This window comes from Flagellimonas iocasae (assembly GCF_042682725.1).
Classification (GTDB): Bacteria; Bacteroidota; Bacteroidia; order Flavobacteriales; family Flavobacteriaceae; genus Flagellimonas; species Flagellimonas iocasae.
Genome location: NZ_JBHUHU010000001.1, coordinates 310,412 through 330,273, shown reverse-complemented (window position 1 = coordinate 330,273; position 19,862 = coordinate 310,412). Strand labels below are relative to the sequence as shown.

Here is a 19,862-nt window from a genome sequence, read left to right as displayed (position 1 = left end):
ATGTAGCAAATACAATCCAAAACTTACAACTACATCCGACTTATGAACGCTATTTACGTTGAATCTGTTCCCCTATTGTTTTATATTTGTCGACTTATAAAATTGGGGTATGAAGATTTCTTACAACTGGTTGAAGCAGTTTTTGCAGATTGATTGGGATTCACAGAAAACAGGTGAACTGTTGACTGACCTGGGTCTTGAGGTTGAGGGCATTTCCAGTTTTGAATCAGCAAAGGGTGGATTAAAGGGCGTGGTAGTCGGTCATGTATTGACCTGCGTTCAACATCCTAACGCTGACCGCCTAAAACTAACGACTGTGGATGTGGGCCAAGAAACCCCATTGCAGATTGTCTGCGGAGCCCCCAATGTAGCTGCAGGACAAAAGGTTCCTGTGGCCACTATCGGAACCACGTTGTATACCAAAGAAGGTGAAGCGTGGCAAATCAAAAAAGGTAAGATTCGTGGTGAAGAAAGCCAGGGGATGATTTGTGCCGAGGATGAGCTCGGTCTTGGTGAAAGCCACGATGGTATTATGATTTTGAACTCCGCATTAGAACCTGGCACCCCCTGTTCCAAAGTCTTTGATATTGAAAATGACGAGGTTTTTGAAATTGGACTCACTCCCAACCGTGCAGATGCCATGAGTCATTTTGGGGTGGCCCGAGACCTTAAAGCCGGTTTGGAACAAAAGGAAATCCAAAAAGAATTGGTGACTCCGTCAACCAGCAACTTTTCCATTGACAACCGCTCATTGAAGATTGATGTGGAAGTGAAGGATAGCATGCTTGCTCCACGATATTGCGGTGTTACCATCAGCAATCTTATTGTTCAAGATTCCCCCGATTGGTTAAAGAATCGCTTGAAAGCCATTGGCCTTTCTCCCATCAACAATGTGGTGGATGTAACCAATTATGTGCTCCACGAGTTGGGGCAGCCCTTGCACGCCTTTGATGCTTCGAAAATAAAAGGCAATAAAATTGAAGTGAAAACGCTCCCCGCTGGAACCAAGTTCAAAACTTTGGATGAGGTGGAACGGGAACTTCATGAGGACGACCTTATGATTTGTGATACGGAAAAACCCATGTGCATCGCTGGGGTTTTTGGTGGCATTCATTCAGGAGTCACGGAACATACTTCGGCTATTTTCTTGGAAAGTGCCTATTTTGACCCGGTTTCCATCCGTAAAACGGCCAAACGTCATGGGCTTAACACGGATGCATCATTCCGATTTGAGCGCGGTATCGACATCAATATGACAGAGTATGCCTTAAAAAGAGCTGCCTTGTTGATTCGCGAAATTGCCGGAGGTTACATCACTTCAGAAGTCATTGACCTCTATCCCAAAAAACCACAGGAGCGACAAGTGTTCTTGACCTTTGATAAAATCAACTCCTTGATTGGGCAGGAAATTCCAAGGGACACGATTAAATCTATTTTGTCTTCATTGGAAATCAGGATCAACAACGTTACAGAATCTGGTCTAGGTTTGACCATCCCAACCTATCGTGTGGATGTGACTCGCGAAGTGGATGTGATTGAAGAAATTCTAAGGGTTTACGGATACAACAATATTGATTACAAGGAGAAGTTGAACGCCTCCATTGCCCGAACTTCCCGTTTTGAAAATCACAGGATTCAAGATGTCGTAGGAAACACCTTGGCTGCCCAAGGATTCTACGAAATCATGACCAATAGCCTTGTGGCGGCTGATTCAGAAAAGGTAGCTGGTGACGGAGCGGTTAAAATGCTGAATCCGTTAAGCTCCGATTTATCCGTTTTACGCACTTCCATGTTGCTTTCTGGATTGCAAACTGTCAGTTTTAATCACAACAGACAGAAAACCAATCTTAAATTGTTTGAGTTTGGGAAAACCTACCATAAAGTCGGAGCGGAAAATCAGGAGAAACGCCACCTGTCCCTATTTATTTCTGGGGACCGTTCCGAAGATAGCTGGGCAAGCGAATCCAAGAAAACCGACTTTTTCTTTTTAAAAGGAATCGTTGAAAGTCTTTTTGACCGATTGGGTCTAAAGGGCATCGACACCAAACCACATGCTGATGCCGTATTCGCAGAGGGACTTTCCTGCAGTATAAATGGCAAACCATTGGCTGAATATGGATTGGTGAGCAAGGCCATGTTGAAGAAATTCGACATAAAACAAGATGTTTTATTCGCCGATTTTCATTGGGATTCGATTTTGTCCTCCGTGAACACACAAAATGTGATATTCCAGGAAATTCCAAAATTCCCTGAGGTTACCCGTGACTTCGCGCTGTTGTTGGATGAAAATGCTTCGTTCCAAAAAGTCTATGATATTGCATGGAGCACGGAAAAAAATCTACTGAAAAAGGTGAACCTGTTTGACGTGTATACCGGTAAAAACCTTCCAAAGGGTAAAAAGTCCTATGCTGTCAGTTTTACCTTGATGGATGACAAAAAGACCTTGACAGACAAGCAGATTGATAAAATCATGGGCAAACTTTTGACCCAGTACCAAAAAGAATTGGGAGCAGAACTGCGCTAGTCCTTACATTTGAGTGGGAAGAATAACACTGTCAATCTCATGGATGACTGTATTCTCTTGGCTTACATCTGCGGTAGTAATACGTGCCGTATTTCCCATTGGGTCGGTTAAAACGATGTCATAGCCATCCAAATGTGCCAATAGCTTCTTTCCTTGAATCGTGGTGAAGCTTGCTTTACCATTACCTCTGCACAGGGCTCTTAGGATTCGTGAGGCAGTCAAATGGCCTGCAACAATATGATATGCCACCAACGATTTTAAAGCACTCTTATCTTGAGAGTTGATGAGTTGGGCTATTTTTTCGCTTGAAAAACGTTCAAAAGCGGCATCGGAAGGCGCAAAAATTGTGAAAGGCCCCGAATTGTCCAGAATATCATCCAAATCTGTGGCTTCCACGGCCGCAGAAAGAATCTTATGGTGCTCTGAGGCGATTGTATTGTGTGCTATTGCCGATGAACTTGCAGAACCAGTACTCTGGGAGAAAGCTGAAAAACTAAAGGATAGGCAAAGGCCAAGTAGGGTTTTTAAAAGCGGGGTTTTCATCGATTGGTTCTCAGATTTGGGCGGTTTTTAAATATTGTGGTTTTACGATTAACGGTCAAAAACTTCGATAAGATACACCTTTTTAACAGAATGTCAATCATTTTTTTTGCCCCAAATTTGATTTAACGAAATGTTAACGCGAGGTTTTTCAAAACCCTGTTTAGAATCAACATCTCAATTGCTTAACTTTGAAGGAATTGCTAAGAAAACAGGTATGATTGCAAAGGGAACGAACATTGAGCACAAGCTTCATAAAATCAAGGAGAAGCAGAAGAAAGAACATGATATTTTAGCGGAAGTCCAGGCTATTCTGCAGCAGAACGCCTTGACCGAAGAGCGAATTTCAAGCGAACTAAGTTCAACAAACAAGGATGTTTCCAACGCACTTGTTTTTGACCTTTTGGATACAGACAAAATCTTTCACATTGACCAAATCAAGGAAATTTGTATTGATTACAGACTCCGATTTTTGGACAGTTCCTATTTTAAGGGGAAGATTCCGAAAAGTGCCATTTCAAAAATTAAGGAATTGGAAACTTTGCACGAGACCGAAATCAAAGGTTACAAAATCATGGCACCTTCCAAACTCTTTAAGTTGGAGGATAAGGATGACCCCCTACTCTTCGCGCCAATAGGCAATGATTATTTCTACTTGGTGCACAAATGGGGAAATGACCTGCATCCGTTACGGAAAATGCTAGTGTGGCCTTTCAAGAATATCGTGAACTTGACATTTCTAGTGCTGCTCATTAGTTTTGTGGTGACGCTACTAGTGCCAGATGGATTGTTCTCCAAAAACAACACAACGGCCGAATTCTGGATCATCTTTTTCTTTATGTTCAAATGTGTGGCCTCCGTAGTGATATTCTACGGATTTGCTCTGGGCAAGAATTTTAACCCCGCCATCTGGAACAGCAAATATTACAATGCCTAGATTCTAAACCGTAACGGCATACATTTTTTCCCGTTGCTCTTTGATGGACTTATCAGACATGTAATCATCAAAAGTAAGGTAACGGTCAATGGTGCCTTTTGGAGTCAACTCAATGATTCTGTTTGCCACGGTATGCACAAATTCATGGTCATGCGTGGTCAACAAGATGGTGCCTTTAAAGTTTTTCAATGAGTTGTTGAAGGCCGTGATACTCTCCAAATCCAAGTGGTTGGTGGGTTCATCCAACAACAATACATTTGCCCGAAGCATCATCATGCGGCTCAACATACAACGCACTTTTTCACCACCGGAAAGTACTGTACATTTTTTCAATGCTTCTTCCCCGCTGAACAACATCTTTCCAAGGAAACCACGAATGTAGACCTCTTCGCGTTCTTCTTCGGTTTTGGCCCACTGACGCAACCAGTCCACCAAATTAATATCGTCTTTGAAAAAGTCTGAGTTATCCGCAGGCAAATACGATTGACTGGTGGTCACACCCCATTGATAAGAACCTGACTCTGCTTTGGTTTTTCCTGAAATGATATCATAAAAAGCGGTCGTGGCCCTGGAATCTTTGGAAAGAATGGCCACTTTATCCCCTTTTGCCAAGTTGATGTTCACATTTTGGAACAACACATCGCCATCTTCAGTCGCGGCTGACAGTTTCTCCACATTTAGGATTTGGTCCCCTGCTTCGCGTTCACGATCAAAAATAATGGCTGGATATCTTCGGCTGGAAGGTTTAATGTCCTCAACCTTTAATTTGTCCAACATCTTCTTTCTGGAAGTGGCCTGTTTACTCTTGGCCACGTTGGCACTAAAACGTTGAATGAATTCTTGAAGTTCCTTGGCCTTTTCCTCTGCTTTTCTGTTCTGTTGGGCTCTCTGACGGGCCGCCAACTGGCTACTCTCGTACCAGAAAGTATAGTTCCCTGAGTAGAGGTTTATTTTTCCAAAATCGATGTCGGCGATGCTGGTACAAACCGCATCCAAGAAGTGCCTATCGTGCGAAACCACAATTACGGTGTTTTCGTAGTTGGCCAAGAAGTTCTCCAACCAATTTATGGTTTCGTAGTCCAAGTCGTTGGTCGGCTCATCCATAATCAGAACATCAGGGTTCCCGAACAAGGCCTGGGCCAATAGCACCCGTACCTTCAACTTGGAATCCATGTCGGCCATGGTTGTGTAATGCAAATCCTCAGTTATACCCAAGTTTGATAAAAGCGCGGCGGCGTCACTATCAGCATTCCAACCATTCATTTCTTCAAACTCAACCTGCAACTCCCCTATCTTCTCCGCATTTTCATCCGTATAATCAGCATAAAGTGCATCGATTTGCTTTTTGATGGTGTACAAAGGTTTGTTACCCATAACCACAGATTCCAAAACCGTAAATTCATCATACGCATTGTGGTTCTGCTCCAAAATGGACATCCGTTTGCCGGGTTCCAGATGGACATGACCGGAAGTTTGGTCCTGTTGGCCCGATAAAATCTTCAAGAAAGTTGATTTTCCGGCACCATTGGCCCCAATGATACCATAGCAATTTCCATCGGTAAAGGTTACGTTGACCTCATCGAACAATACGCGCTTTCCAAACTGTACGGATAAATTGGATACTGATAACATGCTATTTCTTCTATTTTTTTGCAAAAGTAGCTAAAAGCGAGGCGTAATTCCAATTTAAGAGCACATTATTAAGTGGCATAAAAACACAGTTTTACAACATTTAACTACCCATTAACAAGCTCAGCTAACAGGTATCCGTAATTTTGTTCGATAAACGTATTGTTCCCTTTATGGTTAGAATTTTACTCGGCCTCACCTTATTGTCAACTTTTGGTTGTGCAAGGAAGAACGGAGAATGTGCTTCTGTCTTCTTTGGGGGTGAAATCGTTAATCCTACGAGTGACTACGTTGTTCTCTACCGAAACGACGCTTATGTGGACTCGGTGAAATTGGATGACAACAACCGCTTTTCCTTTAATCTTCAAGGAATTGATGAGGGACTTTACCATTTTAACCACGAACCCGAACTTCAATACATTTACCTTCAGGAAGGCGATAGTCTTCTCGCTCGTTTGAACACCGTTGAGTTTGATGAATCCTTGGTTTTTTCCGGAAAAGGAAGCGAAGTGAACAACTTTTTAATGGAAATGTACCTCACCTACGAATCCGAAGGCTCTGTGGTGTACAGCTTCTACGATTTGGACCCAGAAGATTTCAGTAAAAAGGTGGATTCGCTACGGGATATGAAAACCCATCATTTAAGCGAAATGTTAACTGATGTTCAACTTTCTGACCGTGCGCTCAACCTAGCAAAAGCTTCTGTGGATTATAACAACTACATCTACAAAGAAAAATATCCGTTTTTCCACAAACGTAAAACTGGGGAAGAAAACGTCCACAACTTCAACCACTCTTTTTATGCATACAGGGATAGCATCAATTTTAACGATAGCGACCTAACGTACTTTAAGCCCTATTTTGATTTCATGAAATGGCATTTCGGAAACTTGTCCTACATGGAATGCATGGAGGATTGCGATAGGGAAGAGCAAATTGGAAGTAATCACTTGCACTTCAATAAGCACAAACTCCATTTGGTGGACAGTTTGGTGGAAGAGCAAGATATCAGGGACGTTCTTTTTAGGAACATTGCGGTGGATTATTTGATTAAGGAGCACAAATCAGACCCTGAATGTCAGCTATTTATTGATAAGTTCAATACACTATCGTCCAATAAGGAACATAAGGATGAAATAGACCATCTGTATAGAAGCATCCAGCATTTACAATCCAGTCAAACATTACCGGATTTGACCCTAAAGGATGCAAGTGGCCAAGATGTTTCCCTAAAGACTATTGCCAGCAGAAAAAAGAATACGGTCATCTATTTTTGGACTGCTGAAAAAGAACAACAGTTCAGAAATACCATCAAACGTATTGCCGAATTGAAAAAGAAATATCCCAAGCACAATTTCGTCGGAATCAACCTGAAAACCAGCTACGCGCAATGGAATGCCTTTCTGGACCAATATGGTCTGGACAAGAACAGCCAGTTCTATGGTGAAAACTTCAAGGAAATTCAAATGACGATGGTCATCGACAAAATCAACAAATGTGTGATCACCCAAGATACCTTGATTGTTGAAGGTTTTGGGGATCTCTATTCTTCGCTATAAACAAAAAACCCCGAAACATAGTTTCAGGGTCTTCGATTTTATTTTGATTTGATATCGTCTTAGGAATTCCCTTTGCGGTAATCTGCCAAGAATTTTTCCAATCCAATGTCTGTAAGTGGGTGATGCAACAACCCTTCAATTGATGACAATGGGCCTGTCATAACATCAGCACCTATTTTGGCACAATCGATCACGTGCATGGTGTGTCGGATGGAGGCCGCCAATATTTGCGTTTCAAATCCGTAGTTGTCATAAATCAATCTAATCTCAGAGATAAGGTTTAAACCATCTGTTGAGATATCATCCAAACGACCCAAAAATGGAGAAACATAGGTAGCTCCAGCTTTAGCGGCCAACAACGCCTGTCCTGGAGAGAAAACCAAGGTACAGTTGGTACGTATGCCTTTATCTGAGAAATATTTTAGCGCCTTTACACCATCTTTGATCATGGGCACCTTAACTACAATCTGTTCGTGCAATTCGGCCAACTCCTCACCTTCTTTAACCATGACATCAAACTCGGTTCCCACTACTTCAGCGGAAACATCACCATCAACGATGTTACAAATGTCAACGTAATGCTTAAGAATATTGTCCTTTCCTGTAATGCCCTCTTTGGCCATTAATGATGGATTGGTGGTAACACCGTCCAATACTCCCAATGCTTGGGCCTCTTTTATCTGATCTAGATTTGCGGTATCAATAAAAAACTTCATTCTGATTTATTTTCGATTTGATTAGTACTAACAAGTGTAAAATTACAACTTATAATGGTTGAGCAATAGTTTTTCGTAGACTTTGTCCGGTAATATTTTCTTTAACCTAAGGGAAAACTTTTGTAAAAAAGCCCCAACGGGATTATGTACTTTGGGCTGTTTTTGGTTGATAATCTTGTATACGGCCTCTGCAACTTTAATAGGGTCTCCCCCACTGTCCACATCATTATTTATGGAATCTATGGTCTGGGCGTATTTATCCTCATAAGGCGAACCGTCCAAAACTGGGGCATGGTACCTGCCTGCTGCGATATTAGTGACAAAATCTCCCGGGGCAACATTGGTAACCGTAACACCAAAGTCCTTGGTTTCCATTCGCAATGCTTCCGTAATTAGACCTAGCGCACCTTTGGTGGCTGAATAAAATCCCCGGAAAGGCAATCCCATGTATCCAGCAATGGAGGTAATGTTGATGATAGCTCCCCCACCCTGTTTGCGCATTTGTGGCAATACAGCCTTCATCATATGCACTGGACCATGAAAATTGGTCTCAAAAACATTAACTATTTCCTCATAGGGTGTTTCTTCGATGGGTCCCGTGATGCCCACCCCGGCATTATTGATCAAAACATCCAGTCGCTTTTCCTTGGAAATAATAGATGAAACGGCTTTTTGAATGCTGTTTACATCTTTCACATCCAACTGCACAAGTTCAAAAGCATCAAAATCGGGATAGTTTTTGGGATTTCTTGTGGTGCCGTATACCACATACCCCTTGGAGGCCAAAAAAGTTCCAATGGCCTTGCCAATACCAGAAGAACCGCCGGTGATAAGAACAACTTTTTTATCCATTTTGGTTGGGTTCAGGGAACAAAAAAAGGCAAGCTACCTACATCGCACCGCTACGACCGTATACCCTTGCTGCGTTCCCGCCCTGGGGGATTCTACAGGAGCTGGTCGTGTAGGACTTGCCAGATGCAAATATACGACCTTTTAAATTTGTCACAATCCTATTTCATCCTTAATTTCGAAGATCAAGGATCATTATAGCATGAAGCAATTAAAAACCATGGTAAAACTGCTTTCCATTTCTGGCTTTTTACTCTTTTTTCTAGGCTGCGGAGGAGACGCCGACCCATCGAAACATTTTTCCATTCAGTTGGAAGAAAACAATCCACAGCAAAACCAAAAGGTTGGCGTAGTCCTCAAAAACAAAAAGGATATCGAAATTTCCGAAGTCCATTATTACATGGATGGGCAGGAACTTCCTGTCGAAGATGGCAAAATCACCCTAAATGTACCCACTTTGGGCAGCAAGACCCTCGTGGCCAAATTCAATATTGAGGACCAAGCTGTGGAAATCGAGGAGAAACTTCGGCTCTTGGCACCATCTGCCCCCGAAATTTATACCTATGACATTATAAACACCTACCCACATGATCCTTCCGCTTATACTCAAGGATTGGAATTCAATAATGGGGTGCTTTATGAAAGTACAGGGAAACGGGGAGCATCTACTCTGCGCAAGGTAAATTATGAGACGGGGGAAGTGCTTCAAAACGTGGCTTTGGAAAATTCAGTTTTTGGCGAGGGAATCACCATTCTTAACGACAAGCTGTACCTACTTACTTGGCAAAGCGGAATGGGTTTTGTTTACAATCCCGAAAATTTGGAACAACTCAGAACCTTCACCTACGGTGAAAGTCGTGAAGGATGGGGGCTTTGTAACGATGGCAAAAAATTATTCAAAAGTGATGGTACGGAAAAAATCTGGTTTTTGGATCCTGAAACCCTTCAGGAGCAAGGCCACATAGAAACGGCTACCAATAAGTCCATTTTCAACAAAGCCAACGAGCTTGAATATGTAAATGGTAAAATCTATGCCAATGTCTACCAAAAAGAAAGCATGATGATCATTGATGCTACCTCGGGGGCCATTGAAGGGGTCATTAATTTTGGTGGGCTAAAAAGCAAGGTGAACCGTGGGCCGGAATGGGATGATACCAATTCGGTGCTCAATGGTGTTGCCTACAACAAGGATAAAGAAACCTTTTTTGTGACCGGTAAAAACTGGGACAAGTTATTTGAGGTGAAAATCCGTAAAAAAGATTGATGCAGAACTACACGGAAACCTTTGATGTGCAATTGCAAGACTTGGACGACCTGAACCATGTGAACAATGTCCGCTACGTGGAATGGATTCAGGAAATTTCAAAAAATCACTGGGAGAAGGTCACCTCACAGGAGATTCGGAATGAAATGGTCTGGGTGGTAAAAAACCACAATATTTCATATCACAAATCCGCGGTATTAGGAGATACCATACAAATGAATACCTATATAAAGGACAACACAGGGCCCATTTCTACAAGGGTCGTTGAAATCAAGAACAATAAAACAGGCCAACTTTTGGTTAATGCCCATACAGAATGGTGCCTTTTGGACGCAAAAACATTTCGCCCCAAACGAGTTCCCGATGCTGTTAAAACCCTATTTCTATAGTGTCTCGCTGGTACATACGATGGCCTTTAGCCGCATTGACCGCCTTGTTTTTGGTGGTGGTTGCCTCATGTCGTACAGATTTTGAGTTTGTGCCCAGCACGGGCAACTTGGAATTTTCAAGGGACACGGTCTTTTTGGATACCGTCTTTACCAATATTGGCAGCAGTACCTATTCCTTAAAAGTCTACAATCGTTCCGATGAAGATATTCTTATCCCCTATGTGGGCATGGAAACTGGCCAGAACAGCAGCTATCGACTAAATGTGGATGGTTTGCCCGGAAAAGAGTTCGATGATGTCCCGCTTTTGGCCAAGGACAGTCTTTATGTGCTTATCGAAACCACATTCGATATCTCAGAAATCCCTGAAAATGAATTTTTGTATACTGAGAGTCTTTTGTTCGGTACAGGTCCTGCTACCCAAAGGGTAGAATTGGTCACTTTGGTCAAAGATGCCGTGTTTTTGTATCCCAGAACACTTTCAGATGGCACCAAGGAATCACTTGTTTTGGGTACGGATGAAAATGGAGAGGACATTAAGGTTGAAGGGTTTTATCTGGAGTCGGATGAATTGCTCTTCACCAATGAAAAGCCGTATGTGATTTACGGATATGCTGCCGTTCCAGATGGAAACACCTTGACGATGCAAGCAGGGACAAGGGTTCATTTTCATGACAATTCCGGGATTCTGGTTGATACCGGAGCATCCATTGCCATAAACGGTACATTAAGTGAAGACCCTGAGGCTTTGGAAAATGAGGTCATTTTTGAAGGAGACCGACTTGAAAGCTACTATGCCGACCAGCCGGGTCAATGGGGCACGATTTGGATTCGCGAAGGTAGTAGCAACAATCAGATAAATCACTTGACCCTTAAAAATGCCACTGTTGGGTTACGGGTTGAAGGAGACGGAATCTTGGATACCCCCACCCTCACCCTTAGAAACACCCAAATCCATAACAGTCAAAACCATAATCTTTGGGCCATTGACGCTTTTATTGATGCAGAAAATACAGTTCTGGGAGGAGCCGGCAATTCATCGCTGTTTGCTGAAGGCGGAATTTATAGTTTCACCCACTGTACATTGGCCAATTATTGGAGCCATGGTTTTAGGGGCGGTTCTTCCGTTTCTCTGAGTAATTATCAAATAGCGCCTGATGGAAATCGGGTTGTATCGACCTTGGAAAGTGCGGATTTTGTCAATTGCATCATCTTTGGAAGCTCCAATACCGAGCTTATGCTACAACAGGATTTGAGCTCAGATTTCAATTTTAATTTCAGTAATTGCCTTATAAAGTTGGATTTGGACGATGATGTAGTCATCGAAAACCCCCTCTATAATTTTGAAAATAGCAGTTTTTACCGTAACATCGTGTTTAACGAAGACCCTGATTTTATTAAACCGATTGAAAACCAACTGAACATCAATGAAAACTCTGCTGCTATTGACCTTGCCGACCCCGACGCTTCACTCACCGTTCCCGCAGACATTCTAGGAACCGACAGAACCCAAAATCCGGATATTGGCGCCTATGAATTCGTTACAGATAATTAGTTTTTAACGAATTTTTAAGGAGAATTGTAGGAAAAGCAACCGTTTTACGGTAAAACCCATAGTTTTTTTAAGGGAAAACTGCAATGAGTTTTTTTTGTGCGTTAGTAACTTGCAATCAGCAAATTGCACATGGATTACACCTACGCCATAATCGATTCAAGTGCAGCCTCAAAGCTGCAATTACAGCTCTACTTACAGGAGTATGATGATTTTGTATGTGCAGGTGTTGCCACCAACGCTTCTGAAGGTCTAAACACCATTTTAAAGTTTACACCCGATATGGTCCTCATCAATCTTGGCGAAGATGGGATGGATTATTTTCAAATGGTTACGGAGTTGAATCAGTACATGCCCTCCTTACCTATTATAATAGGATACTCCAAAACCAAAAAATACGCTTACAACGCTATTAAAAGCGGCTTTTTCGACTATTGGATACTTCCGCATAATGAGTTTGATGTCCGTAAGACCATTATGCGACTTCGCAAACTGCACCCAAAGCACAACATGCCTTCCACGATTTGTTTAAAATCGTACAACGATTATCGGTATTTGGACACCAAGGATATCCTGTATCTTAAATCGGACAACAATACCACAGATTTCTACATGCGCGATGGTAATGTGGTCAGCGCCTTTAAAACGTTAAAGTCTTTTGAGGATAGTCTTCCCCAAGGCTTTATTCGGATACACCAGAGCTACATCTTAAATAGTAGGTATGTATCCCGTATCAACTACGGTAAATCCATCTGCACCTTAAACCATGACCGCGAAGAGGAACTCCCCTTCTCCAAAACCTATAAGGATAAGATAGACGCCTTAAAGGAATTGCTCTCCAAAACTGCAGTAAAGGCTATCAATTAGCAAAATTCTAACGCTATTACGCAGAATTCTAGCAGAATTGTGTCATCTACTAAAACATTTGTTGCATAGTACCCTACCCTAGTGCATCAAAATATCTTAGCTGCATAAACCTATTTATTAAAACCATAAACCTAATTATTATGAGAAGAGCACTAAGTATTTTCGCACTAGCACTATTAACTGTTGGATTGTTTTCTTGCGAACCTGAAACCGATGTACAAGACACTGAAGCTTTGGTAAAAACCCTTAAGTTAGATCAAGACCAAGCCACTGATGGAAAGTCTTCCAATGGCGATGAAGGGCGTGGAAACGGATAATGTTCTTCTACCTTAAGACCAACCGTGCCAAAATGAGTAAAATAATTACAGCTGCTGTTGTCTTAATCTGCATTTTATCGTGCAAAAAAGAGGCAAGTGAGCTCAATGGACAACCATTGAAGTATAAGGTGAGTGAAATTCAAAAAAGAATTTACCTCTCGGAAAAGCTCCGCAGTAAAACATACGAACTAAAGTCCTTTGCTGACGAAGACAGAGAACTTTAATTCAAACCCTAAAATACATTCAGCCCCATTTCAATCAAGATTTGGGGCTTTTTTGTTACCTTGTAATTTAAGTAAATAAAGACAACCTACTTAATATTGGAAAAGAGAATTCTTATCGTCATACTTCTCATCTTGCTGGGTTGTAACAAAAACTCCCAAAAGCAAGCGGTTTCTACTGATCCGGATGCTGCACAAATCGACTCTTGGATAAGAATAGCCCAAGACAGTGTTGAGCTTCCTTTGGAAAAGCGAAAAGATTTGCTACAACAAGCAAAGGATAAGGCACTATCCCTTCCAAATGACAGTATTGGTATTGAAAAACTTTCGAATATATCCTTGGCTTACCGTAATTTACCGGATTCCCTTGGATTTAGAGAAACCAACAAACAAGTTATGGAGTTGGCTGAAAATTCCCAAATACATATTGTTTTGGGAAATTCGCATTGGGACATGGGGTATCTTTTCAGTAAACATGGCGTCTTGGATAGTGCCTTTTACCATTACCAAAAAGCGCTAAAAAGTTTTGAACAGCTTCCCTCCAATAACACATCAGATGGCCTTGAGGCGAGAATGCTCTATATCATGGGTCGAATACAAGATTCCTACAAGGACTATTTAGGTGCAGAAATCAATGTTACGGCCGCTTTGCGAATTTTTGAAGATTTAAATGATAAAAAGCGCATCTATAATTGTTACAACATGCTGGGTGTCATTGCCAGCGGTATGGACGACCGGGACAAGGCCTTGGAATTCTTTGAAAAAGCAAGCACCTATATAGAATATGTAGAAGAATCCGACCAAGCTGAGTTCATTCAGCAAAACCAATACAATATCGCCCATGAGCTTTTAAAAAAAGATGACTTTGTTTCGGCGGAAAAGGTATTTAACCAATTGCTAAACAACGAGACTATAAAGGAAGAAAATATAGACTTGTATTCACTTGCACTGACAAGTCAAGCATATACCATTTTTAAGGGAGAAAAAGACGATGAGAAGGCCAAGGAACTGCTGCAACGTGCCATTCAAATCAATGACAGTACCGACAATACAACTGATCAACCCAGGGCAAAACAGTTTTATGCGGAAATCTTGGCGCATGAAGGTGACAGTACAGAAGCCATTCAATATGCCAAAGAATCTAGGGCATTGGCCCAGGAAACCTATAATAATGAGCGCTTGACCGAGGTACTCCGTCTTTTAACCAAGCTGGACAAAGAGAACGCTTTGGCGTATTCTGATGCCTATTACGACCTTAATGAGACCATAAAGGAGGAAGAGCGCACCAAACGGGATAAATTTGCTCGAATCCGCTTGGAAACTGACCAAGTAATTGAAGAAAACCAAATATTGTCCCGGGAAAAACAAATCTGGGTCGGTGCGGTATTGGGCTTGATCATTTTTGGGATGGCCGTGCTCATCATCGTATCGCAGTACATCCATAACAACCGGTTAAAATTCAGACAGAAACAACAAGAGAGCAATCATGAGATCTATAACCTCATGCTTTCCCAACAAGGTAAATTTGAGGAAGGAAAGCAACTGGAGCAAAAACGGATTTCAGAGGAATTGCATGATGGAATTCTTGGGGAAATGCTGGGAATCCGTCTAATTTTGAGTGGTTTAAATGACCGTGAAGACGCTGCTTCTGTGGAGCAACGGGCCCAATTGATTGAGCGCCTCCGGGAAGTTGAGGAGGAAATACGGACCATTTCGCATGAGCTGAACCACGCATCTTATGAAAAATTTCATAACTTTATTGTATCGCTTGAGGACTTGATTCAAGGTATTGAAAAGTCTTCGGGGATAACATGTTCTTTTACGTATGACAACAAAGTGAGCTGGGACAACCTCTTGGGAGACATCAAGATAAACGCCTACAGGATTGTTCAAGAATCACTCAAAAACTGTGTTAAGCACGCACAATGCCAGCGCGTTGACATTGCTTTTGGAATGAACGGTGAAAAGTTGAAATTGACCGTTATAGATGATGGAGTCGGTTTTGATACCACCAAAGGAAAACGTGGTATTGGCATCCGGAATATCATATCCCGCGTCAAAAAAGTCAAAGGCACCTTTGATATCGATAGCAAAAAAGGATATGGGACCTCCATTACCGTAACCATTCCAAGCAAATACATCGAGTTGGAGAATTCCCTCAACGAAGCAACGCAAAAACACGTTTTAAACACCTAAATCTTATTAACCACAAAACCAGAATATGAGTACGCTTAGAATATTGGCCATAGATGACCACGAAATGACAATGCTTGGATACAAGTTTATCTTGGAACGCATTGCTTTTGATGGGTACACCATCATTGTGGATACTGCCAACTCCTACGAATCTGGTAAAAAGCTTATTGAAAACTCCGCGAATTCCTTTAAATACGACATTTTGTTTTTGGATGTTCAACTCTTCGCTCCCAACGAGGACCAACCGTATTCCGGTGAAGATTTGGGCATACTGGCACGGAAAATAGTGCCCGAAAGCAAAATTGTCTACATGTCGTCTTTTAGCGACAATTACCGCATCAACAGTATTCTTAAAACCGTGGACCCAGATGGGTATTTGGTAAAAACGGACATTGACCCAAAGACCTTGGAAGATGCCGTGAAAACGATTGTATTAAATCCGCCTTATTACTCTTCAAAAGCACTTTCTGCAATCCGCAAGAAAATGTCCAATGACATTGATTTGGATGAAAAGGACAGGCAGATACTCTATCACCTTTCCAAAGGGACCAAAAACAAGGATTTGGAGAAATTCATCAGGCTCTCCCCTTCTTCCATCGAAAACCGAAAACGCCATCTAAAAACCCTTTTTGGCACCGAAAATGAGAACGATTTGGCCCTTATCCTAGCCGCCAAAAACAGAGGGTTCATTTAACAAACCTTCAACCAGTTACCTGCATTTCAGCGCAAGCGTAAATCATATCAATTCATTTTGAGGTAAAAACCCTACAAATCAAGGAAAACCCACAAAATTTTTAAGGATTTTGTCCAACCTCGAAAAAAAGAATCAACCTAACTTTAATGGTAAGAAATTACAATGCTGAAAACTATGTCATCCCTACACGAAAACAATCCTAATTTTCACTTTAGCGGCGCAAAGATATTTGAGGCCGTCAACGGAGTGGACGAGTTCATTAAAATTCTGGAACGGGAATTTTTTGCTGAAGCTAAAATTCAGTGCCGCTATAATAGTGCGCAGAACAAGGCCGACTTGATTTTAGACCTTAAGTTTAATTTTGGTCTAACCGAGACCCTTCGTCATTTCAACGAAGGAAATTGGGGCAGTTATAGTTACCCCACAGAAAGTCAAGTGCATTTGTCTTCTTGTTTTACCAAAGCTTTGGAAAGCATGAATGCCCAAAATGGCCATACTTTGGATATTGTTGAAGCCTCTCTACACTACACCGACACTTCCATCGTCATTTCCAGAACAAATGACTTTAGTATTCCTGAACAAATAGGAACCATTCTATCCAAAATAAGCGAACATTTTGTGTATTTCACCAAAGGACTGACTGAAATGCCCTATGAGGTATTTGTTCCGGTCTATGAAGGAAAAGCACACAATGTCTTTGAACCGAACAAGAGTCAAAGCAGCTATTTTGATTTTTGGGGCCTTTATTTTGAGGATACCATCCACCATAAGGTAATGATCTATTCCCTAAACGATAAGCAACTCTGTCACGAGGACCTTTTCCTTTTGGAATAAATAACTTAAACCTTAGGCGTAAAAACCCACCAACCCAACCATTACGAATTAAACAAAGGTCTGGATTTCATTAAATCTTTGACCTTTTGTTTTATGGAGGCAATCGTTGTTTCATTTTCTGGATCTGCAATGACCTCATCAATAAAGCCAACAATGGTTTCCATATCCGCTTCTTTCAACCCCCTTGTGGTAATGGCAGGGGTTCCAAAACGAATACCTGAAGTAATGAACGGAGATTGGTCATCAAAAGGCACCATATTTTTATTGGCCGTGATTGCTGCTTTTTCAAGTGCCTTTTCAGCATCTTTACCCGTAATGTTCTTGTTTCTAAGGTCGATGAGCATCATGTGGTTGTCCGTACCGCCAGAAATCACCTTATAATCACGCTTCACAAAGGCTTTGGCCATGGCTTCCGCGTTTTTCTTAACCTGAATCATGTAGTGCAGGTACTCATCGGAAAGAGCCTCTCCGAAAGCAATTGCCTTAGCTGCTATGATATGCTCCAAAGGACCACCTTGATTTCCAGGGAAAACGGCTAAATCCAACAAAGCTGACATTTTTCTGAGGTTTCCATTCTTTAATTTGATGCCAAACGGATTATCAAAGTCCTCCCCCATCAAAATTAGTCCACCTCTTGGTCCGCGAAGGGTTTTGTGCGTAGTGGTAGTAACAATGTGGCAATGTGGAATCGGGTCACTCAAAATTCCTTTGGCAATCAATCCAGCCGGATGCGAAATATCCGCAACTAGAATAGCTCCAACACTATCAGCAATTTCCCTGAATCGCTTGAAGTCCATATCTCGTGAATAGGCGGAAGCTCCCGCTATAATCAATTTCGGTTTTTCTTGTTCCGCTATTTCTTGGATTTTGTCGTAGTTCAACGTTCCAGTCTCCTCATCAACCCCGTAAAATACAGGCCGATATAATTTTCCCGAAAAGTTAACCGGTGAACCATGGGTCAAATGTCCTCCGTGGGACAAATCAAACCCTAGGATGGTATCCCCGGGATTCAAACAAGCATGGTATACCGAAGCATTGGCTTGGGAACCGGAATGGGGCTGCACATTGGCGTACACTGCACCGAACAATTCCTTGGCGCGGTCTATGGCAAGCTGTTCCACTTCATCTACCACTTCACACCCACCGTAATAGCGTTTTCCCGGATAGCCCTCGGCATATTTATTGGTCAACACAGAACCCGCGGCCTCCATGACCTGTGGGCTAGTGAAATTTTCCGAAGCTATCAGTTCAATACCTTCAATCTGTCTATCCTGCTCTTGCGCTATTAACTCAAAAATCTTGTGGTCTCTTTGCATCTTGCCTTAAATTAAAGAAAGGCCAAAATTACAAATTGAATATCGATTATCCCTAATAAAAAACACGCGGAGCACGCATTTTATCAAACGGCAATTAACAATTCGGAATGGACCACCAACCTCCTGAAAACGAGTTTATTTAGAGTATTTCACCGATAATATACTACCGTTCAACCTTTTTCGTTAATAAAATGTTGGTTTTTGGCACAGCAATTGAAAAACCATCCATAACCAATAAATCAAAAACCATGAAAAAATTTCTACTTATCACCGTATTGATTCTGGTTGCCGCTTGTGGTGGCGTCAAAAAGACCCAAGAGGCGCTCAACACCGGTAACTATCTTACCGCAATGAACAAGGCCATTAAAAATTTGGCCGAGAACAAGACCAAGAAGGGCAATCAAGAGTACATCACCCTTTTGGAAGAGGCTTTTGCCAAGAACGCAGAACGGGAGCAACAAGAGATTGCTTTCTTGCAAAATGATGGCAATCCAGCCAATTTGGAGGTCATCTACAACAAATATTTGTCGTTGAAGGACATTCAGCAACGCATTCGACCTTTATTGCCCCTTACCATCTTTGAAGAAGGCAGGGATGCTCGATTCAAATTCATGAACTACGACAACCAAATCCTGAATACCAAGGATGATTTGTCTGAGCATTTGTATGAAAATGCACTTGGTCTTTTGGCATCCGCCAAATACAAGGCCGATTACAGAGCTGCCTATGACGATTTGAAGTATTTACAGGATATCAACCCCGGTTACAAGCAAACTGTTGCTAAAATGGATGAAGCCTATAATAAAGGATTGGAGTTTGTTCGTGTTGAAATTGCAAATCAAACTGAGCAGATTATCCCAGAGCGATTGGAACAAGAGTTGTTGGATTTTAATGCATTCGGCATTGATAATTTCTGGTTGCAGTACCACACCAACCCTTTGAGCAATGTAAAGTATGATTACGCCATGAATCTGGATTTTATGGAAATCAACATTTCCCCAGAGCGCGTGAATGAGACTCAAATCATTAAAGAACGACAAATCAAAGATGGCTGGGAATATGTTTTGGATTCCAATGGAAACGTGGCAAAGGACAGTTTGGGCAACGACCTCAAAGTGGACAAAATGCGCACAGTTACTTGTAAATTCTTTCAATTTACACAAAGTAAAACTGCCCAAATTGGCGCCAAGGTTCGGTTTACCGATTTAAGAAGCGGACAGGAAATCAATGCCTATCCTCTAGCTAGCCAGTTTGTGTTTGAGCACATTTTTGCCAATTTCCAAGGCGACAAGAGAGCATTGGAGGATGACCTTTTACTGTATTTGAATGCAAGGGAAGTTCCCTTCCCGTCAAACGAACAAATGGTATATGATGCTGGTGAAGACCTCAAAGCGAGGCTGAAAGGCATTGTCTCACAATATCAATTCAACTAAGAGAAAAGCCCCATAATGGGGCTTTTT

At 41.8% G+C, this 19,862-nt stretch carries 17 protein-coding genes and 1 other RNA gene; 12 read left to right on the top strand and 6 right to left on the bottom strand.

The genetic code is table 11. The features are described 5' to 3' along the window. Window positions 1-109 precede the first annotated feature (109 nt). Window positions 110-2,524 (top strand): phenylalanine--tRNA ligase subunit beta, encoded by a 2,415-nt coding sequence (gene pheT, locus ACFSJE_RS01490; RefSeq protein WP_379829204.1) that lies wholly within the window; start codon window positions 110-112, stop codon window positions 2,522-2,524. 3 nt (window positions 2,525-2,527) lie between these two features. On the opposite strand, the gene ACFSJE_RS01485 is transcribed toward pheT, so the two are convergent. After that, window positions 2,528-3,067 (bottom strand): fasciclin domain-containing protein, encoded by a 540-nt coding sequence (locus ACFSJE_RS01485; protein ID WP_379829203.1) that lies wholly within the window; start codon window positions 3,065-3,067, stop codon window positions 2,528-2,530. Window positions 3,068-3,281: 214 nt separating this feature from the next. Here ACFSJE_RS01485 and ACFSJE_RS01480 point away from each other — a divergent pair, with 214 nt between their 5' ends. After that, window positions 3,282-4,001, top strand: coding sequence for a hypothetical protein (locus tag ACFSJE_RS01480; RefSeq protein ID WP_379829202.1), 720 nt, complete (start codon window positions 3,282-3,284; stop codon window positions 3,999-4,001). Between the two features lie 3 nt (window positions 4,002-4,004). Here the strand turns inward: ACFSJE_RS01480 and ACFSJE_RS01475 are convergent, their stop codons facing one another. Next, entirely contained in the window at window positions 4,005-5,633 is a 1,629-nt protein-coding gene (locus ACFSJE_RS01475; RefSeq protein ID WP_379829201.1) for an ABC-F family ATP-binding cassette domain-containing protein, read from the bottom strand. Window positions 5,634-5,803: 170 nt separating this feature from the next. Between ACFSJE_RS01475 and ACFSJE_RS01470 the strand changes: the two genes are divergently transcribed. Next, on the top strand, window positions 5,804-7,189 hold the full coding sequence (locus ACFSJE_RS01470; protein ID WP_379829200.1) for a TlpA family protein disulfide reductase: 1,386 nt from the start codon (window positions 5,804-5,806) through the stop codon (window positions 7,187-7,189). Window positions 7,190-7,248: 59 nt separating this feature from the next. Here ACFSJE_RS01470 and fsa read toward each other — a convergent pair whose 3' ends face one another. From fsa to ffs, 3 genes are all read right to left on the bottom strand, one after another. Next, window positions 7,249-7,905 carry a fructose-6-phosphate aldolase gene (fsa, locus tag ACFSJE_RS01465; RefSeq protein WP_379829199.1) on the bottom strand — a complete coding sequence of 219 codons (657 nt, stop codon included), beginning with the start codon at window positions 7,903-7,905 and terminating at the stop codon, window positions 7,249-7,251. Between the two features lie 42 nt (window positions 7,906-7,947). Further along, the gene (locus ACFSJE_RS01460; RefSeq protein WP_379829198.1) at window positions 7,948-8,757 is read right to left on the bottom strand and encodes an SDR family oxidoreductase; all 810 of its coding nucleotides are present in this window, start codon (window positions 8,755-8,757) and stop codon (window positions 7,948-7,950) included. A 23-nt stretch (window positions 8,758-8,780) separates the two neighbouring features. Beyond that, window positions 8,781-8,879, bottom strand: an RNA gene (gene ffs / locus ACFSJE_RS01455) — signal recognition particle sRNA small type. Window positions 8,880-8,956: 77 nt separating this feature from the next. Here ffs and ACFSJE_RS01450 point away from each other — a divergent pair. The 8 genes from ACFSJE_RS01450 to ACFSJE_RS01415 all read left to right on the top strand — a co-directional run bounded on the left by ACFSJE_RS01450 (window position 8,957) and on the right by ACFSJE_RS01415 (window position 17,086). Beyond that, on the top strand, window positions 8,957-10,018 hold the full coding sequence (locus tag ACFSJE_RS01450) for a glutaminyl-peptide cyclotransferase (protein ID WP_379829197.1): 1,062 nt from the start codon (window positions 8,957-8,959) through the stop codon (window positions 10,016-10,018). Next, on the top strand, window positions 10,018-10,407 hold the full coding sequence (locus ACFSJE_RS01445; RefSeq protein WP_379829196.1) for an acyl-CoA thioesterase: 390 nt from the start codon (window positions 10,018-10,020) through the stop codon (window positions 10,405-10,407). The genes ACFSJE_RS01450 and ACFSJE_RS01445 overlap by 1 nt, the downstream gene beginning before the upstream one ends. Beyond that, complete coding sequence (locus ACFSJE_RS01440; protein WP_379829195.1) at window positions 10,407-11,960, top strand: hypothetical protein; 1,554 nt, start codon at window positions 10,407-10,409, stop codon at window positions 11,958-11,960. The genes ACFSJE_RS01445 and ACFSJE_RS01440 overlap by 1 nt, the downstream gene beginning before the upstream one ends. Before the next feature lie 129 nt (window positions 11,961-12,089). Continuing rightward, window positions 12,090-12,824, top strand: coding sequence for a LytR/AlgR family response regulator transcription factor (locus ACFSJE_RS01435; protein WP_379829194.1), 735 nt, complete (start codon window positions 12,090-12,092; stop codon window positions 12,822-12,824). Window positions 12,825-12,964: 140 nt separating this feature from the next. Then, on the top strand, window positions 12,965-13,141 hold the full coding sequence (locus ACFSJE_RS01430) for a hypothetical protein (protein ID WP_379829193.1): 177 nt from the start codon (window positions 12,965-12,967) through the stop codon (window positions 13,139-13,141). Between the two features lie 320 nt (window positions 13,142-13,461). Beyond that, complete coding sequence (locus ACFSJE_RS01425; RefSeq protein WP_379829192.1) at window positions 13,462-15,558, top strand: tetratricopeptide repeat-containing sensor histidine kinase; 2,097 nt, start codon at window positions 13,462-13,464, stop codon at window positions 15,556-15,558. A gap of 25 nt (window positions 15,559-15,583) precedes the next feature. Then, on the top strand, window positions 15,584-16,252 hold the full coding sequence (locus tag ACFSJE_RS01420; RefSeq protein WP_379829191.1) for a response regulator transcription factor: 669 nt from the start codon (window positions 15,584-15,586) through the stop codon (window positions 16,250-16,252). Between the two features lie 174 nt (window positions 16,253-16,426). Beyond that, window positions 16,427-17,086, top strand: a complete 660-nt coding sequence (locus tag ACFSJE_RS01415; RefSeq protein WP_379829190.1) for a hypothetical protein — start codon at window positions 16,427-16,429, stop codon at window positions 17,084-17,086. Window positions 17,087-17,127: 41 nt separating this feature from the next. Here the strand turns inward: ACFSJE_RS01415 and glyA are convergent, their stop codons facing one another. Further along, window positions 17,128-18,402: a serine hydroxymethyltransferase gene (glyA, locus tag ACFSJE_RS01410; protein WP_379829189.1), complete on the bottom strand. Its 1,275-nt coding sequence runs from the start codon at window positions 18,400-18,402 to the stop codon at window positions 17,128-17,130. 248 nt (window positions 18,403-18,650) lie between these two features. On the opposite strand from glyA, the gene ACFSJE_RS01405 reads away from it, so the two are divergent. Then, window positions 18,651-19,835 carry a hypothetical protein gene (locus tag ACFSJE_RS01405; RefSeq protein ID WP_379829188.1) on the top strand — a complete coding sequence of 395 codons (1,185 nt, stop codon included), beginning with the start codon at window positions 18,651-18,653 and terminating at the stop codon, window positions 19,833-19,835. Window positions 19,836-19,862: the final 27 nt, after the last annotated feature.

Excerpts from the sequence above, each read along its gene's own strand:
- ACFSJE_RS01475 (WP_379829201.1), bottom strand. The coding sequence starts at position 5,633 with ATGTTATCAGTATCCAATTTATCCGTACAGTTTGGAAAGCGCGTATTG.
- ACFSJE_RS01485 (WP_379829203.1), bottom strand. The coding sequence starts at position 3,067 with ATGAAAACCCCGCTTTTAAAAACCCTACTTGGCCTTTGCCTATCCTTT.
- ACFSJE_RS01480 (WP_379829202.1), top strand. The coding sequence starts at position 3,282 with ATGATTGCAAAGGGAACGAACATTGAGCACAAGCTTCATAAAATCAAG.
- ACFSJE_RS01405 (WP_379829188.1), top strand. The coding sequence starts at position 18,651 with ATGAAAAAATTTCTACTTATCACCGTATTGATTCTGGTTGCCGCTTGT.
- ACFSJE_RS01435 (WP_379829194.1), top strand. The coding sequence starts at position 12,090 with ATGGATTACACCTACGCCATAATCGATTCAAGTGCAGCCTCAAAGCTG.
- ACFSJE_RS01460 (WP_379829198.1), bottom strand. The coding sequence starts at position 8,757 with ATGGATAAAAAAGTTGTTCTTATCACCGGCGGTTCTTCTGGTATTGGC.
- glyA (WP_379829189.1), bottom strand. The coding sequence starts at position 18,402 with ATGCAAAGAGACCACAAGATTTTTGAGTTAATAGCGCAAGAGCAGGAT.
- pheT (WP_379829204.1), top strand. The coding sequence starts at position 110 with ATGAAGATTTCTTACAACTGGTTGAAGCAGTTTTTGCAGATTGATTGG.
- fsa (WP_379829199.1), bottom strand. The coding sequence starts at position 7,905 with ATGAAGTTTTTTATTGATACCGCAAATCTAGATCAGATAAAAGAGGCC.
- ACFSJE_RS01420 (WP_379829191.1), top strand. The coding sequence starts at position 15,584 with ATGAGTACGCTTAGAATATTGGCCATAGATGACCACGAAATGACAATG.
- ACFSJE_RS01430 (WP_379829193.1), top strand. The coding sequence starts at position 12,965 with ATGAGAAGAGCACTAAGTATTTTCGCACTAGCACTATTAACTGTTGGA.
- ACFSJE_RS01445 (WP_379829196.1), top strand. The coding sequence starts at position 10,018 with ATGCAGAACTACACGGAAACCTTTGATGTGCAATTGCAAGACTTGGAC.
- ACFSJE_RS01415 (WP_379829190.1), top strand. The coding sequence starts at position 16,427 with ATGTCATCCCTACACGAAAACAATCCTAATTTTCACTTTAGCGGCGCA.
- ACFSJE_RS01470 (WP_379829200.1), top strand. The coding sequence starts at position 5,804 with ATGGTTAGAATTTTACTCGGCCTCACCTTATTGTCAACTTTTGGTTGT.
- ACFSJE_RS01450 (WP_379829197.1), top strand. The coding sequence starts at position 8,957 with ATGAAGCAATTAAAAACCATGGTAAAACTGCTTTCCATTTCTGGCTTT.